This is a genomic window from Mesorhizobium sp. M0904, assembly GCF_040319475.1.
GTDB lineage: Bacteria > Pseudomonadota > Alphaproteobacteria > Rhizobiales > Rhizobiaceae > Mesorhizobium.
On record NZ_JAMYOC010000028.1, the window covers coordinates 61,654 to 77,262 of the forward strand.

General features: G+C 59.0%; 9 protein-coding genes and 6 pseudogenes. 10 read left to right on the forward strand and 5 right to left on the reverse strand.

Features of this window, described 5'->3' with window-relative positions:
* Positions 1–55: 55 nt before the first annotated feature.
* From NKH80_RS25620 to NKH80_RS25630, 3 genes and pseudogenes are all read left to right on the forward strand, one after another.
* A pseudogene (locus NKH80_RS25620) lies at positions 56–342 on the forward strand (transposase); the annotation flags it as partial.
* Positions 343–413: 71 nt separating this feature from the next.
* Positions 414–569 (forward strand): annotated as a pseudogene (locus NKH80_RS25625) (ATP-binding protein); the annotation flags it as partial.
* Positions 570–835: 266 nt separating this feature from the next.
* Positions 836–1,192, forward strand: a complete 357-nt coding sequence (locus NKH80_RS25630; RefSeq protein WP_352453730.1) for a hypothetical protein — start codon at positions 836–838, stop codon at positions 1,190–1,192.
* A gap of 138 nt (positions 1,193–1,330) precedes the next feature.
* Here the strand turns inward: NKH80_RS25630 and NKH80_RS25635 are convergent, their stop codons facing one another.
* Entirely contained in the window at positions 1,331–2,299 is a 969-nt protein-coding gene (locus NKH80_RS25635; RefSeq protein ID WP_352453731.1) for a glycosyltransferase family 10 domain-containing protein, read from the reverse strand.
* Between the two features lie 611 nt (positions 2,300–2,910).
* On the opposite strand from NKH80_RS25635, the pseudogene NKH80_RS25640 reads away from it, so the two are divergent.
* Positions 2,911–3,959, forward strand: a pseudogene (locus NKH80_RS25640) (site-specific integrase).
* 242 nt (positions 3,960–4,201) lie between these two features.
* On the opposite strand, the gene NKH80_RS25645 reads toward NKH80_RS25640, so the two are convergent.
* Complete coding sequence (locus tag NKH80_RS25645; RefSeq protein ID WP_352509878.1) at positions 4,202–5,863, reverse strand: tannase/feruloyl esterase family alpha/beta hydrolase; 1,662 nt, start codon at positions 5,861–5,863, stop codon at positions 4,202–4,204.
* 190 nt (positions 5,864–6,053) lie between these two features.
* Between NKH80_RS25645 and NKH80_RS25650 the strand changes: the two are divergent.
* Positions 6,054–6,371, forward strand: a pseudogene (locus tag NKH80_RS25650) (integrase); the annotation flags it as partial.
* A 2-nt stretch (positions 6,372–6,373) separates the two neighbouring features.
* On the opposite strand, the gene NKH80_RS25655 reads toward NKH80_RS25650, so the two are convergent.
* The 3 genes and pseudogenes from NKH80_RS25655 to nadE all read right to left on the reverse strand — a co-directional run.
* Positions 6,374–6,631 carry an aminopeptidase gene (locus tag NKH80_RS25655; RefSeq protein ID WP_352453904.1) on the reverse strand — a complete coding sequence of 86 codons (258 nt, stop codon included), beginning with the start codon at positions 6,629–6,631 and terminating at the stop codon, positions 6,374–6,376.
* A gap of 661 nt (positions 6,632–7,292) precedes the next feature.
* Positions 7,293–7,892, reverse strand: a pseudogene (locus NKH80_RS25660) (histidine kinase dimerization/phosphoacceptor domain -containing protein); the annotation flags it as partial.
* Positions 7,893–8,212: 320 nt separating this feature from the next.
* A pseudogene (gene nadE, locus NKH80_RS25665) lies at positions 8,213–8,544 on the reverse strand (NAD(+) synthase); the annotation flags it as partial.
* A 1,013-nt stretch (positions 8,545–9,557) separates the two neighbouring features.
* Here nadE and NKH80_RS25670 point away from each other — a divergent pair.
* The 5 genes from NKH80_RS25670 (at position 9,558) to NKH80_RS25690 (ending at position 15,334) form a co-directional block, all read left to right on the forward strand.
* A complete protein-coding gene (locus NKH80_RS25670) occupies positions 9,558–11,624 on the forward strand; it encodes a carbamoyltransferase family protein (RefSeq protein WP_352994383.1) in 2,067 nt (688 codons plus the stop codon).
* A 571-nt stretch (positions 11,625–12,195) separates the two neighbouring features.
* A complete protein-coding gene (locus NKH80_RS25675) occupies positions 12,196–13,380 on the forward strand; it encodes a glycosyltransferase family 9 protein (protein WP_352994363.1) in 1,185 nt (394 codons plus the stop codon).
* A 533-nt stretch (positions 13,381–13,913) separates the two neighbouring features.
* Positions 13,914–14,198 (forward strand): type II toxin-antitoxin system TacA family antitoxin, encoded by a 285-nt coding sequence (locus NKH80_RS25680; protein ID WP_352453587.1) that lies wholly within the window; start codon positions 13,914–13,916, stop codon positions 14,196–14,198.
* Entirely contained in the window at positions 14,199–14,708 is a 510-nt protein-coding gene (locus NKH80_RS25685; RefSeq protein WP_352502717.1) for a GNAT family N-acetyltransferase, read from the forward strand.
* Between the two features lie 197 nt (positions 14,709–14,905).
* A complete protein-coding gene (locus tag NKH80_RS25690; RefSeq protein WP_352994366.1) occupies positions 14,906–15,334 on the forward strand; it encodes a hypothetical protein in 429 nt (142 codons plus the stop codon).
* Positions 15,335–15,609: the final 275 nt, after the last annotated feature.

Here is a 15,609-nt window from a genome sequence, read left to right on the forward strand (position 1 = left end):
CCCTCTTATCTAATCCGGTTTGAAGTTCGTTCTGGCCCATCGAGAGGACCAGGACATGAAACGTAGCCGCTTCTCTGAAGAGCAGATCATCGGAATTTTGAAGGAACATGAGGCCGGGGTATCGGTTGCCGATCTGTGCCGCAAGCACGGGGTCAGCGACGCCTCGATTTACAACTGGAAGGCCCGCTTCGGCGGGATGGATGTCTGCGAGGCTCGGCGACTGAAGGCTCTGGAGGACGAGAACACGCGGCTGAAGCGGCTTCTGGCCGACGCCATGCTCGACAATGCCGCGTTGAAGGATCTTGTGGGAAAGAAATGGTGACGCCCGCGGCCAAGCGGAAACCTTTCCAGCGACCAGATCGATCAACTTCAACGCCGACTGCAACGGACCAGGCGATCAAGGAAAGGTGCATCATGAAGCATTCGCGGAGCCGACAATAGCCGACGCCATTCTCGACCGGATCATCCACAACGCCCATCGCATCACCCTCGAAGGCGACAGCATGAGAAAGCAAAAAACACCGCCGCCCTTGACCGGCGCCGAAAACGGCGAAATCAATCGCAAATGACTTCAACCAGGCAACCGAGCGCCGACCCCATCCTGCTGTCCGCGAATTAGTGAAACTGCTGTCCGCGATTTAGCGGAACGACTGTCCCGTTTTTGCGAAATACGCACGTCCGACGCAGCTTGCGTTGACAGAGGCGGTTTTACGCGCAGTTGCAATAGCACTTCCGCCGGCCTATTTTTGTGGAGTTCAATTGTGGTTCGGCCAAGGGCGCTTTGGGCGCCGGACCGGCCCCGTGTAAACCTCATTAAAGAGAGACGAACCCTGCCATGGAAGAATTCTTATCGCGCATCGCCACTGGTGCCGGCATCGGCCCGGCTCTCGCAGAGAAGGCCGTTGGGTTAATGCTGGGTTTCCTGCAACGCCACGCGGCCGACGGTCCCGTTGCGCGCATGATCGCGGCCATTCCCGGAGCTTCGGAATTAGTGGCGAAGTATCATGGCAACGACCCAGAGGGCGGAGGCGGCCTCATGGGGCTCGGCCAGCAATTGATGAGTGAGGGTCTCAGCATTCTAAAGATCGCCGCCATCGCCAACGAGACGATCGCCTTCGCCAAGGAACATGCCGGCGACGAACTCGTGGACGAGGTCCTCAATTCCGTTCCTGGCCTTCCCCAGTTCGTCTGATCAGCGGCAGCCGGGGGCGCATGACCTCGTGCGCCCGTGCCGGCCCGTCTGCGCAGGTAGGCATTCTCCGCCGAGCGCTCCGTACCGATCTCGCCAGACCACCAACCGCCGGGCACGCGAAGCGAGCGTTGGAGTACTTCATTCGTCTGTCCCAAAATCGACCGCAGGCGAACCGATGTGTATAACTTCCGGCGGTAAGGGTTTATCGTGAACGCTTTCGATGAAGCCCGCGAGATAAGCAAACGTATTGTATTTCTCAAGAACCAACCGCTTCGCCTCTTGTATTGCGCCGCGACGCTCCTTCCAGAGGTCCGAGTCGATGATTTCTTGAATTTTTTGGATTACGTTCTTGTCCTCTGGGTCAATCAGAACCATTGAGTCGGAAGGGAAGAACCTCGTGATTGCCGGGCTGCCGTAATAGATCGGCATTGTTTCAGCAACGAAGCAGTCCATAAGCTTCTCTGTAAAATAGTAATCAGCACGAGTATTCTCGAAAGCTATACTGTAACGGTACGGTGCGAGTGCGTCCCATTTATCTCCAATCAGCCGAAAACCTCGGCCGAACAGGTCAAAATCGAGCTCCTCTCTCAGCCGTTCCAGAAACGCCAGCCGATATCGATGCCCTTTAAGCAGGGCGATGTTACTGGTAATCCATGAGAGCCGAAGCGGCTTGTCCACGACTTCGCTGACCAGAAGTTGGTCATATGTCTTTGTTACAGACCAAGACCGAGTGATAGGTGGAGACAAAACGAATCGGCGCTCTGCATTCTGCCGAGCAGCCAGCTCTGCGTCAGACGTCAGGACGATGGTATTTTTCCCCTGCCCTTCATGAAATGCGCGATGAGCTTTCGTCGGCGGTTCGCCGATTGCAAAAATTGTCCTGTTTGGACTCGCCTCGATATCAACAGGGAGCCCAAAAATAGAAGCAGAGTTAAAGACAATATGCCAATCGGGCGCGAAGGATGTCCTGCGTACAAAAGCGACATTGTTCCAGATTCCACTGCCCTTTGGAGTGAGATGGTGGATTGCATCATCCAAAACGCCCCAAGAATCCAGACATGTAGCAACAATGGGCGCCGGACGTTCCGTCAACAATTTGGTCGACAAAGCAGTTCCACCCCATTCACTTCCGTTGGACCGGGAGCAACTCGTGCATCGGGCGCAAGACCTCTCTGCACCTGAAATAGCTCGCGATCCTGATCGGTATCAAACACACGATTCTGTGCGACTTCGCGATTCTGTGCGACTTCGCGCCATTCGACAACTCATCTCTAAGACCGCGGGAATCCCTTCACTCGTGAAGGTACTCAATCGCCATTTCGGATTGCGGTAAGATTGGGCAGCATAAACCTTCCGGGACCCGCTGTCGAGGCAATTGTCGCTTTGCACCTAACCAGGTTCTTCCTCACTTTGTGTGGTGATCAGGCCGGTTGAGTGGCAGCATGCGTGCCCTCTAAAATATGGAAGTTGACTACATTCTTATTATTAATCGGGATATACGACCAGTTTAGAGGCGGCTCGCCTCTCACAGGCGACGTTTGCAGCGGCGACGGCAGATCGAGATATTGGCGGGTTGATGCCGGGGCTTTGTCCGAAATCTGTGGTCCGATTTCGGACGAAGTGACGGTCAAGATGTCCGAAATATGCTACGAATTTCGGACAAGCTTCATACACAAAGCGCCGCGGCTTTGCCCGACATCATCGATATCGTCATGCAGATGGGCGATGCCGACCTAGCCTCGTCCCCTCCCCTTCCAGCCATTGGCAATCCCAGCCTGCCTGCGCATCTTGAGGCGCTCGCCGGCCGCGCGCGCGATTATATCGAGGCGGCGAGTTCGGCCAACACGCGCCGCGCCTACGCAGCCGACTGGAAGCATTTTTCGAGCTGGTGCCGGCGCCAAGGCATCGAGATGTTCCCGCCCGATCCTGAGGTCGTCGGGCTCTATATCGCCGCCTGCGCGTCAGGTACGGCCACTGGCGACAAAGAGCCCAACACCGTTTCAACCATCGAGCGCCGGCTTTCGTCGCTCTCCTGGAATTTTGCCCAGCGCGGCCAGCCGCTGGACCGCAAGGACCGGCATATCGCCACGGTGATGGCTGGCGTTCGCAACACCCACGCCTCCCCTCCCCGGCAGAAGGAAGCGATCCTGCCCGAGGATCTGATCGCATGTTCGAGACCCTCGACCGCGGCACGCTGCGTGGTCTGCGCGACCGCGCCATGCTGCTTTTGGGCTTCGCCGGCGGCCTTCGCCGATCCGAAATCGTCGGCCTCGACGCCGGCAGGGATCAGACCGACGACGGACGCGGCTGGGCCGAGATTTTTCCCGAGAAGGGTCTGCTTGTCACATTGCGCGGCAAAACCGGCTGGCGCGAGGTCGAAATCGGCCGCGGCTCCTCCGACGCCACCTGCCCTGTGGTCGCTCTGCAGACCTAGCTAAGACTGGCGCGCATTGCGCACGGACCGCTGTTCCGGCGCGTTGCTGGTCAAGGCAGAGCCGTCGGTGCCGATCGCCTGAACGACCAGGAGGTCGCACGCCTGGTCAAGCGCGCGGCCCTGGCCGCCGGCGTGCGCGGCGATCTGTCGGAGGGCGAACGGGCCAAGAAATTCGCCGGCCACTCACTGCGCGCCGGCCTCGCCTCGTCGGCCGAGGTCGACGAATGCTATGTGCAAAAACAGCTCGGCCATGCCTCCGCGGAGATGACGCGAAATTATCAGCGCCGGCGCGATCGTTTCCGCGTAAATCTCACCAAGGCGTCCGGGCTCTGATGCCCCCGTTTTGTCCGCTGGGATGAGGCGGTCAGATCTCAGGCGATAACAATTACCTCATCGAGCACAGCGAGCGCTGTGTCCAAACTATCGGCGGCCGACGCTTCGTAGTCAGGCATGATCATCAACTGCGTTATGGCACGGCCCACAAATTCCGGGTTTAGCTTTTCCAACCGATCCTTGGTCCGGGAGACCTGTTCCGGGAATGCGCGCAGATTGAAGCGAACTAATGACGAGGTCTCTTATCCCCGACACGAATAGCTCGCGATCTCATCGGGATTTCCCTTACCGCCATAGGCAGCTTGAGTGGGATAAGCGCAGATCGGCTGGTGCTTGCCGGGGAATGCCTTGCTGCCAGCCGCGAGAGAATCCGGAGCCTTGTCTTGGTTTATCCAGCCCTCGATGGCGGCCAAAGGATCAAAGTCGTCGAAGGCTTGGCCATCGCCGCAGTGGGTCATCCCCGGGATTATGAACATGCGCACGAAACGGCGAGTCGCTTCCAAATCGCCGCCGCTTGTGACCTCGACGACTTGCTTGTACCAGCGCACCAGATCGTTGGCTGAGAAGACCGGATCGGAAAGTCCCTGAAACAAGAGCAGCTTTCCACCGTGGGCAGCGAAGCTGGCGAGATACGTGCCGGTCGCATCATTGAGCTTGGCCGTATCCGCAACGCGTGCCGGATCCTTGTCGAAGTCGAACTTCAGGGGGTCAAAATTCGGCGCCGGGGGCGTCATGAAGTAGTATTGAAGCGAGCGGGCTCCCAGAACGATGTTATTTGCATCCGACTGGGAAGTGGGGGAATTGCCCAGCTTCCACATTCTCCAGTCCGCGCCCGCAACGCCCGTATCATATGGCCAATCGCTGTAAAGCTTTTCCCCATCGGAGCTTTCCGGACCCGCGAACGCGCGGCTCATGGCCTGCACTTGACCAGCCGTGAGGCAGCTGTCCGTCTTATCGCCTTGGCAGGACAGGACCTTTGGGTCGAACCGGCACTGCTGCCAGGCGTTGATGACGCCATCCTCAATGCCATCGCGGGCATCACAGGCAGCGAGAACCGCCTTGGCGACGATGTTCAGATCCTGCTGGGAGAAGGCGCGGGATAGAATAGGATGGCCGGCCTCATCCTTGGGAGCGATGCTCATGTACTGGCGAGTATCCCAGGCTTCGGCAATGTTGGCGGCACTGAGACGAAAACCCGGGCTACCTGCAACAATGCCGTCGAACTCGAGCGGATATCGCTGAGCCGCTATCAACGCCTCACGACCGCCATTCGAGCATCCCATGAACACCGACTTTTTCGGAGCCGCCCCATAGAACTTGGCAATCACCTGCTTCGAGACCGAAGTGACTTTGCCAATGGAGGCGTACGCAAAATCAATGCGTGCGGCTTGATCGACCCCGAAAGCCGGATCGGGGCTTGGGTGCCCGCCATCCATGCTTACAACAGTGTAGCCGCGCAAGAGCCCGGGAGCCGCGGTCGAGTTCCGGCAAGGAATGGTCCCGACGGCCGGCGCCAGGAAGCCATCAACTGCGCCGCCGCCCTGGAAAAGGAACATGTCGTTCCAGGTCGTCGGAAGACGCACCTCAAACCGGGTGCCATATGATTGACCATCGACCCCCTGGCGTTTCCCGATAACACCTCGGACAAGGCAGTGCCCGCCCACTTTTACCGCCTGAGGCGAGGCGCCGGTGAATGCAGTGAAGGGATCTGCGGGGATCTCCTGCGGCTTTTGAAGGCTAGCCTCGGTAAAGATCACGCTTGGAATTTTGAGCTTGGCGATGGACCGGCACGCCTGATCCGACGCGTTTGCCGCCAGTGCAGGCGCACATACACATATGATCGCCAACATCAGTGCCAGCGTGCACCCGCGGTCCCGCAGCTTGAGCCCGTTAGCCAAGAACATACCCATCCTCCCTGGATGCGCCCGATAGCCCGAAAGCTGATCGCATTGGTAGCTAGTTGTGAGCTTTCAGTAGCTTGTCCATCCGGTCCGAACCGGGAAAGCTGAGATTGTCGAGCTTCAGTGACTCCAGGGGGACCGGATGAACATTCATAAGAATACCGGTCTGACGCCGCTCGGTCGAGAGCGGATTTTTTGCGCCTGGGCGCGCCGGCAGCACCTCGGAGGTGTTGCCGCCTGATCCGCAGACCGTCGGCCTCTACATCACGGCCTGTGCATCCAGAAAGGTTACAGAGACAAGAAACCAAACTCTGTGGCGACGATCGAGCGCCGTCTCTCCTCCCTGGCGTGGAATTATACGCAGCGTGGCGAGCCGCTCGATCGAAAGGACCGCCATATCGCCACCGTGCCCGCCGGCATCCGTAACAGCCACGCAAAACCGTCTGTGCAGAATGAGGCCATACTTCCCGAAGACCTGATCGCCATGCTGGAGACGGTGCTCCGCAAGACCCATCAGGTCGCCCCAGGCCAGAGCAACCGGCTCGTCCCCGGGGAGGACGAAACGGTCGACCACTCCGCTTGTTCGACTTGTGTTCGGGCGACTATCCCGGCTTCTATGCATCGCGCTTCGGCGCGGCGAGCTTTGTCCAACGCGCCAAGCCTTTGAACCGAATCGCTGTAGACGGAAGTCGCGGCGAGCTTCGCGTTGTTGATCGGAGCATCGAACCAGGCGTCGTATCCGCGGTATCCACCCCATCGTCTGTCGCGCAATCTGTTGGCGAGCGCGTCCTCAGCCGTTCGATCGCGGCCGTCTTTGCCGCAAACTATTATATGGCGGCCGCCGATGCCATTCGGGCGCGCAATATCTCAGGGGTTGAAGGATCGTCGATCAGTTTTCCGATGTCTTGGCGGGCCGCGATGATCTGCACATGACCCTACAAAGATTGCGCGTAGTAGGAAATACTGGTGCAACTGGTCACCCCAGGCGTCAGGATAATCGTAGAACCAATCGAACGAATGCACGCATCGCGGTTTGCCTACAGCACTGCTCTCCTGTCCCGATAGCGCAAATTCGCGGTTACCTCCGGCCACGAACAGTCGGACCAATTTTATTTGTAGGTTAGACCTTCGTCCTCGGCAAGATTGGCCAAGCGATGACTCGCTGCTGAATTGCCGGCCCGCGCGTGATGAGCGCGAAGGCGTCAGGTGCCCCCGCCGTCAAGACTCAAGCCGCAACGTAATCAGGCGGGAGTGCCTTCCGCTAGGTGGGGATGGACTGGCCGCCGAAGTCAGAAGCAGCAAGCCTGGAGCATAATGGAAGACCTCGACCATGTGAAGCAGGCCGTGAAGGGCGACCTAGCCTATTTGCAGCCACCTGCTCAAAGCCGCGACATGAAGCCAGCCGCCAGCCTGCTAGTTCGACAGCAACCGTTCAGCTTGCTGCCGCCGACCGCTTGAAAACGATGGTCACCTTCGTCCCTTTGTTGGCGCTGGACTCGACGGCTAGCTGCGCCTTGGCGTTCTCGGTTAGCGATCGCGCGATCAGCGCTCCGAGCTTGCCTGGTTTGGGCCACACCTCGCCTTCCGGCAGGCCGATTCCGTCGTCCGCCACTATAACCCGGCAGCCGTCGCCATCGACGACGCTGTGCAGTGTTATCGTGCCGCCATCGCGGCCCCGGAACGCATGCTTTAGTGAATTGGTCAGCAATTCGTTTACGACCAGCCCGGCCGGCATGGCGACGTTTATTGACACGGGATATGTATCCACCTTCATATCCAGCCGGATCCCCTCGACTGCATGCGAGCTCATCACCGCGGACGCGATCTGGCTGAGATAGACGCCAAGATCGACCTCCTCCTTCGGCTCGTCGGCCGTTAGCGTCTGGTAGAGGATCGCCAGAGCGTCGACGCGACCGGCGAGCCGCTCAAACCGTCTCCGGTCGGCCTCGGTCGCGTTGCGGCTTTCCAGCCGGATCAGCGCGGTGATCATCTGCAGGTTGTTCTTCACCCGGTGCTGCAGTTCGCGCAGCAGTCACGCATCTGACAACCAGCTCTGCATCGCGTAACGGCCGCACGTCCAGCATTGCGACCGGCCGAAGGAGAGCGGCAAGGATCGGCTAGAATCCAGGTGCCTGGAATGTCGAAGCGACCGGTCAAGTGGGTACGCTGCGGAAGATCGATAGAGCAGGCATTCAGGGAGAATGAGTTCGCGTGCCGGCCTCGGCGATACGTGCCGACACTGTCAACCTCATGACCGCATGCGGGCTGAAAGAGCAGCGCTTCGCTCCAGCGGTAATTCAGGCCGCTAGCTGCCTAACTGCGGCAAGCCCATCGATCGTGTATGTTGAGACGCTATTGCCGATGCCTAAATATCGAACCCGTCATGGCAATCGTTGTGACGGGAAGCGCTCGCTTATGGGCTGTGCTGGAATGCGCATGAAGTATACGCCTGTGCGCCGCCTCGTTGATCTCTTGGCCTTCGAGGAAGTCGTCAATCTCATCGTATGTGAGACCGGGACGAGGTTCTCCAGGTCGGCGGTCGGGATCTTTTCAACAAGATCAGACGGAGCGCCCAGATACACTGCCAAGGCGCGAACTCTGCGCTTGTTCAGCCCGGAAAGAGGAAGAATGTCTGCGGCACCATCGCCGAACTTGGTGAAGAAGCCCATCAAGGCCTCGGCTGCTTCGAAGCGACTTCTGAAAAAGAAGTGTGGGTTTGCTCTCATACCCTTTGCTGAAAAATGTTGTCATAGAGCGCATGGAATGCCACGCGCTTCGAATCGGAGTAGCCATCCGGGAAGCCTGAAGCCCCTTTGAAGCGCATGTCCGGCAGCTATTCATAGCGTGGATGACTTTGATCGAAACAAACGATTTCATAACTCTTCGGAAATCTTGCATGGACAAAAGCACGTCCGCACCGGTCACCCATCCAAAGGAGAAAATCTTCCATGCGCCCTGACGTGCAGTGGAGGTCGTGCCGAGAAGTGAGTTGCAACTGGCCGATCATGTCGGCGGTTCGACGCTAGTCGTCCCCAATGTTCCTGAGCTGCGAAGTCTTGCAGGCGAGCCAGCTGCCCAGCGCGATTCTGCTTGTGGCGGGCTTTTTGCCGCAGGCAGTCCGCTCGTTTGGGCAGCGGATTGGAGACCCGGCCGGCAGCGCTACCATACAACATCAGCGCACTTTACATCTACGCGGTATTGCCGGGCTTCCAGTCGGTGCCATGTTTGGCCGACGAATGACGCGATGCGGCCTCCTGCACAAGCGAAGGCGTTATCGGATGTGCGACCGGGAAGCAGGCGGACAGTGCAGCACATGTCAGTCGCCTGTGCGACGGTCTTTCGGGGAATGAAATCGGGCCAGTTCACGGCGCGGCATTATTCGTCAACAGCCGCCCCTTCGCAAGGATATAGGCAGCCCGCGTCACAAGTTCGTGCTGCAGATGAAAACGGCATCGCCGGCATGCAAGTCAGCAGCCGCTCAAGATTCGATGATCCAGCCAAGCTCTCGGCGTCATGGAATGGCAGGCGCCACGATCGAAGCATCTCATGTTGATTCAGGCGGACCCTTATGAGGCGTTCTTTGATGCCGGTGATGCCTGACAGGCGGTTGCAGCTGCAAGCGACAACGCGGCCTATTTAGTTGGAAACGGTCTGAGGCAGGCCAATTTGGCTTGCCCGTCACTATGTGGAGAAAGAAATGCTGTGTCTAGGAATTAGCGGCGGACTTGACCAAGTCCATGAAAACCGATTCGAGCTTCGGAACGCCTTTATGCACGATGGCGCCGCGGTGCTCGTCCGAGACGGACGGGTGATAGCAGCCGTCGAAGAGGAACGCCTCAATCGGATGAAACACTCCAACAAGCTCCCAATTCGTTCGATTCAATACTGTCTGTCAGCGGCGGGGGTTCAGCTCAACGACATTGATCGTGTCGCGCTCTACGCCAGCGAGCCCTATGCCAACGCCATGCTTGAAGGTATGTCCGCATCCCACCCGGACATTCTCTCCATTCCGTTGGATGCTAAAACGTTGGTGCAGGATCTGTTAACGCGTGAGTTCGGCACTAAGTTGGACAGTTCGCGTATTTCATTCGTAAGTCATCATCAGGCGCACGCCGTGAGCGCCTTTGCAATGTCGGGCTTCGAACAAAGTCTCATTCTAGCGATTGATGGCTCTGGTGATTTCCTATCGGGCCTCTTGGCGGTAGGGTCTGGCACAGAAATTACGCAACTCGAGGCTTTCCCCGAGAACAATTCTCTTGGGCTGTTTTATCTCGAGACGATCCGCTATCTCGGCTACGGCTTGTTCGACGAGTATAAGGTAATGGGACTCGCGCCCTACGGCGACCCCGCTCCCTATCGCGAGCTCTTCGAGCAGTTCTACGAGCTCTCCGCCAACGGCGGTGGCTACCGTGTTCACCTCGACCGCATCGGTCCGGCGTTGCTCCGCAATATCGAGGTCAGGCGAAAGGGAATGCCCTTCACCCAGCAGCATCGAGATGTGAGTGCGTCACTGCAGGAAGCGCTTGAGCGGATCGTGTTCCACATTCTCCGGCATCACCGTGAGGCCACCGGCATGAAGCGGTTGTGCCTGGCGGGGGGGGTGGCCCACAACTGCACGATGAACGGTAAGCTGCTGTATTCAGGGCTTTTCGAAGACATTTTCGTGCAACCCGCGTCTCACGACGCTGGCTGCGCATTGGGAGCTGCGCTGATAGTCTCTAACGAGATGGGCCGCCCCGCGCCGTGTGAGCGACTGCAGGGGGTCTATTGGGGTCCTGATCTCGGGAGCGAGCGCGCCGTGCAACAGGAACTGAATGCATGGGCCGGACATCTCGAGGTTGAACGCTCTGATGACGTGGCAAGCAGTGCAGCCGACTGGATCGCCAACGGCGCCGTGATCGGCTGGGTGCAGGGTCGTTCGGAGTTTGGGCCACGTGCGCTGGGCAACCGCAGCATTCTTGCCGACCCTCGGCCCGCCGCAAACAAGGACCGGATCAATGCGATGGTCAAGAAGCGCGAAGGCTATCGGCCCTTCGCGCCATCTGTGCTGGAGGAGGATGCGAGCGAATTTTTCGACCTCCCGGACGGTAGGCACGAATTTCCATTCATGAATTTCGTCGTTCGCGTGCGTGACTCAAAGCGCGCCTTGCTCGGTGCCATCACGCACGTCGACGGTACCGCTCGCCTGCAAACAGTATCGCGCAACGCCAATCCCGCGTACTGGGAGGTCATCAATGCGTTCAAGAAGCGCACAGGCACTCCAATTCTGCTCAATACGTCCTTTAACAACAATGCCGAACCGATCGTGGATTCGGTTGCAGACGCGATTGCCACCTTTCTGACGACAGAGCTGGATGGACTTGTGGTCGGGCCCTTCCTGGTAAAAAAGCGGGCTGCAACGCTGCAGGATTGGACTGCGCTTGCGGTTTCGTTGCCGCCCTATGTGTCCCTCCATCAAACCCGCGCTTACAAAGCGCCAGATCGTCGGGAGACTCACTGCGAGATCAGCACGACCCACTTCAGCAGTGACAGTGTACGAATTTCACACGACTTGTTTAATCTGCTGATGCGGATTGAGGGCGAAGCCGTGTTGGGAGATCTCCTCAATACAATTGCGCCGGATCAGGATAAGCGTGAAGCTCTGATGGAGGGCCTGCGACGGCTGTGGGAGCAGCGCCTCGTTCGATTGCATCCCTCACAAGCTGCTCGCATGGATCAAGACTGCGATCAAACGCTGGACCAGCATAACAGGCTCTCAGCGTGATAGAGGTGCCGCTATCCAAGCTCGGCGAATAATGGTGTTCATCGATGCCGCCTGCCACCTCACCGCTGGCAGGCAGTCGACTTCATCACAGGGTTGATTCGTCCACTTCACCTTGGACGACCGGACGCGCAGAAAAAAGCGGCTGCGGCGGGTCCTTGCTAGCGACCGTGATGCGGGACCACGTGCCCGAGACGGTCAATGCGGCCGGCGGTGTCGTCGCCGGCGGCGACGGTCGCATTCAGGATCAGCATCGACCAAAGAGCGAGGCCACTGCCGTTATGCTCCGAGATCTGGGGACGGCGGCTTGGCGATCACCGTCTACTCGGCGTTGCCGAACTCACTGCATGCGAGACCGTGACGAAGCCCTTCACATTGCGGGTCGGGACATAGCTGGCTTTCTTGGCGCGCTACCATCGCTAGAGATGCAGACTTCGCCCAACAGCTCCTGCTGGAGCGCGGCTTGGATCTGATGGCAGAATTCTTGCGGAGACGCGGACAAAGTGGGGAGCACTCCAACCTACACACGCGTCACTGGGCTATCAGTGTTGACCGTATAATCTTCGGAATGGCAATGGCATATTTTACAAAGCACGACGGCAATCAAATTGTATACCGCAGCTGGGAAGAGCCGGAACAGTCAAGCGCAAGGATGAGAATTTTGGTCCTCAAGCTTGATCATGTCGGCGACTTTTGGATGTCTCTAGGGCCTCTAAAGGACCTTCGTCAGCGTTTTGCGCATGCCCACATTACGCTGGTGGTGGGAAGCTGGAATATCGCTACTGCAAAACAGTTCGACCTCGCCGACGATCACGTTGCTTTTGACTTTTTTCCTCGCAACCCAAAAGTCAAAACGCGCAAAGAAGCCGCGGACATAAGGCCGCTGCTGACCGGCGAGTTTGATCTTGCCATTGATATGCGTGTTCCGGAAGAAACAAGGCCGATCTTGCTTGAAGTTCCCGCCAGGCACCGTGCGGCGATAGTTGATCCGTACAGCATGCATCAGATCGATATTGCGATAGCGCCATTCAATCTGAAACTGCGCAGAACCATTTTCTACAAGCTGGTCCAAAAAATAGGGCTTGCTAACAAAATCCCCCGTAGATGGCTTGATTGGTTCATTGACCGTAAGCAGGTGCGTCTCCAGCATGTGTCAGAAATCCTCCTCTTTCTGGTCGCAAAGGCAGCTGCCTATTTCGAAAGCGGAGCGGGTCACCCACAGAATTCGACTACAGGCAATGCCCCGATTGTCGTGGCTCCGTTCTCCAATTCCAGCCTGCGAGATTGGCCGATTGAAAGTTTTGGCAAAGTTGTCGCTGCTCTTTCGACCCGTGGTGAGGTGGTCCTCGTTGGCCGTGGCGAATGCCTGGAAGCGCTTGAGGAGGTTGCGAGGATCGCTAGGGAACGTGGGGCCGCGAACATTCGGACGGCTGTCGACTTGTCAGAATTGGAATTCAATTGTCTCGTGAATTCGGCCGCCCTCGTCGTTTCGAACAATTCAGGCACCGGCCATGTCGCTGCCCAGCTTGGCCGCCCTACTATCGGCATTTTCACGGCGTCACATCTACCGGAGATTTGGGGGTTTCGAGGTCCCTTGGTCAGCATGCTTATGAGTGTTATTGAATGTCGCGGATGTGGTCTGGACCAAGTGCGGCATTGTCCGGTCAAAGTCCGATGCAAGTTCGACATCACGCCGGATCTCGTGATTGCCGAGGTAAACGCCTTGATGAATCATTGTAAGGGTACGGCACAAGCTTAGTGGCTCGCGGTCACCACAACCGCGATTGCCCAGCCCTTGTCGCTGATTCAATCGCTACAATCATCTAAAGGCCGAAATTCAGAATCGAATCGACTTGTTCGAAGGACCGCAGTGGCGATGTCACATTGGCCGACAGGTGGCATAGAGCGGCGCCTGAGAATGAAAGTGCCGCCGCCCAGCCTTCATAGCCGTTCCTCCTTTGTGGCGTGACGGCCCGAAAGTCGCCATCGCGTCAGATGTTCATCAGCTTCGGGATAGCCGGGGCTCGTCCGGCGACAGTCATGGCAGCGACTTCGCTTCTGGACCCGCTCATCCGGCCGCCAAAAACAAATGCGCTTTCTAACTAATTGATCCGCCGGAGCTGACCAAAGCCACCTTGCTCTGGGTTGCGGCAATGGCGACTGGGGCGAGAAGCCGAGAAGAACCGATGCGGCGAGAAATCCTGAGACCATCCGCCGAGACGTCGCCAGGGAACGTAGTATTGCGTTCCGCGTTACACTAACGTATATACGTCCGCAGCACAGGAGCGCGCCATGGCCACCACACCCACCAGGAAGGAAGCACCCGTCTCGATGCGGTTTCGCGACGATGATCTCACCATCATCGACCGCGGCGCGGAGCTGCTCGGCCTGTCGCGCACGGAGTTCATGCGGCGCGCCGCGCTGCACGAGGCGCAGGCGGCCATCCTCAACGAAACCGTCATCCGCGTGTCCCCGGAAGCCTATGACGCCTTCATGCAGGCGATCTCAGCCCCGGCCGCTGCGCCCCCGGCGAAGGCGGCCGAGCGGCTGCGTCGGTCCCCGCCCTGGGACCGCTAGGTGGCGCTTTCAGGCATCGAACTCCTCGACCACGCACACCGCCTCGACAGCTTCGATTGCGGCAAGCCGGCGCTCAATGCTTGGCTGGCCGGCTTCGCGCGAACGAACCAGGCCCGCGGGTTTACCCGCGTCCTGGTCGTTCACGACGAGGGAACAGTCGTCGGGTATTACGGCCTCGCGCCGGGCGTGATCCAGCCAAATAGCGCACCGCGCGCCATCCGCACCGGACGCCCGCCCGATCCGATCCCCTGCCTGCTGATCGGACAACTCGCCGTCGACCACCGCTATGCCGGACAAGGCGTCGGTAGCGGCTTGGTCAAGGACGCGCTGTATCGCTGCGTCGCCGGCGCCGACATCGTCGGCGGCCGCGCGGTGGTGGTGCGGGCGATCGACCACGAGGCAGAGCGCTACTGGCAGAGCTGGGGCTTCATTCCCGCGCGGGACAATCCGTCGGTGCTCATGCGCTCGATCCAGGACGTGAGCCTCTGGCTGGCCGACAAAGGCCACTAGCTCCGCGCGCGTAGCGCCTCCGGAAACGGCAGGTCTGCGCGCCGGCCTGCCGCCGACCGGGGTCTAGTTGCGGCGTCCCGCCGCTCCCCGAGCCGGCTTCGCCGTCTCGGCGTTCGGGTGACCCCTCACGCAGGGCCAGAGGGAGACGGCGGTCAGAGCGAGGGAGCCCTGGAGAGAAGGGAAAGTCATGAACGTCGATGATATTCATAGGGGGTTCACGCGAGATATTTGAGCTGACGGAACCTGCCATCGCTCGGATCCGCCCAATCGTTGTTGCCGTGCACGGCGTGCTGATTGGCGACGCGTCTGGAGCCGATGCCGAGGCGCAGGGCCTGCTCGCGGGCTACGGCTACAAACATGTCGGGGTCTTCCATGCGGCCAAGGAACCCCGCAATGATCTGGGCGACTGGGCTGCCTACCGGGTCCCGTCTCCTGAAGGTGCTAGAGGATACTGGATCTACGCCGCCAAAGACCGGGAGATGGCGCGCGCCGATTTTGGGATGATAGTCTGGGACGGCGCATCACCCGGCACGGCCATCAACGTGCTTCGGCTCGCCATGGCGAACAAGCCGAGGTCATCTACGATCTGGCCAGGGGCAGCATGGCGACTACGCACCATGTCGTAGACTGGTGCGCCATTGCTCCGCGATGCCGGTCCAGACATTCGGCGCGCCAAGCCGAAGCCCGCATGACGCGAGGCGAGCGCCTGGCGTTGCCGGGATGATGTACGCGCGGTCCCGGCGGGTCCAACGCGATAGGCTTGATCCGGCCCCGCGCCCCCAACTCCACTTGTATGAACGGCCGGGGCCGGCCCTTTTCGAAACCGGCTCACCGCCGCGTGGCGTTGTGCAGGATGATTGTCTTGACCCGTCTCGCATCTGAAGCGGGTGCAAGCCTGCCG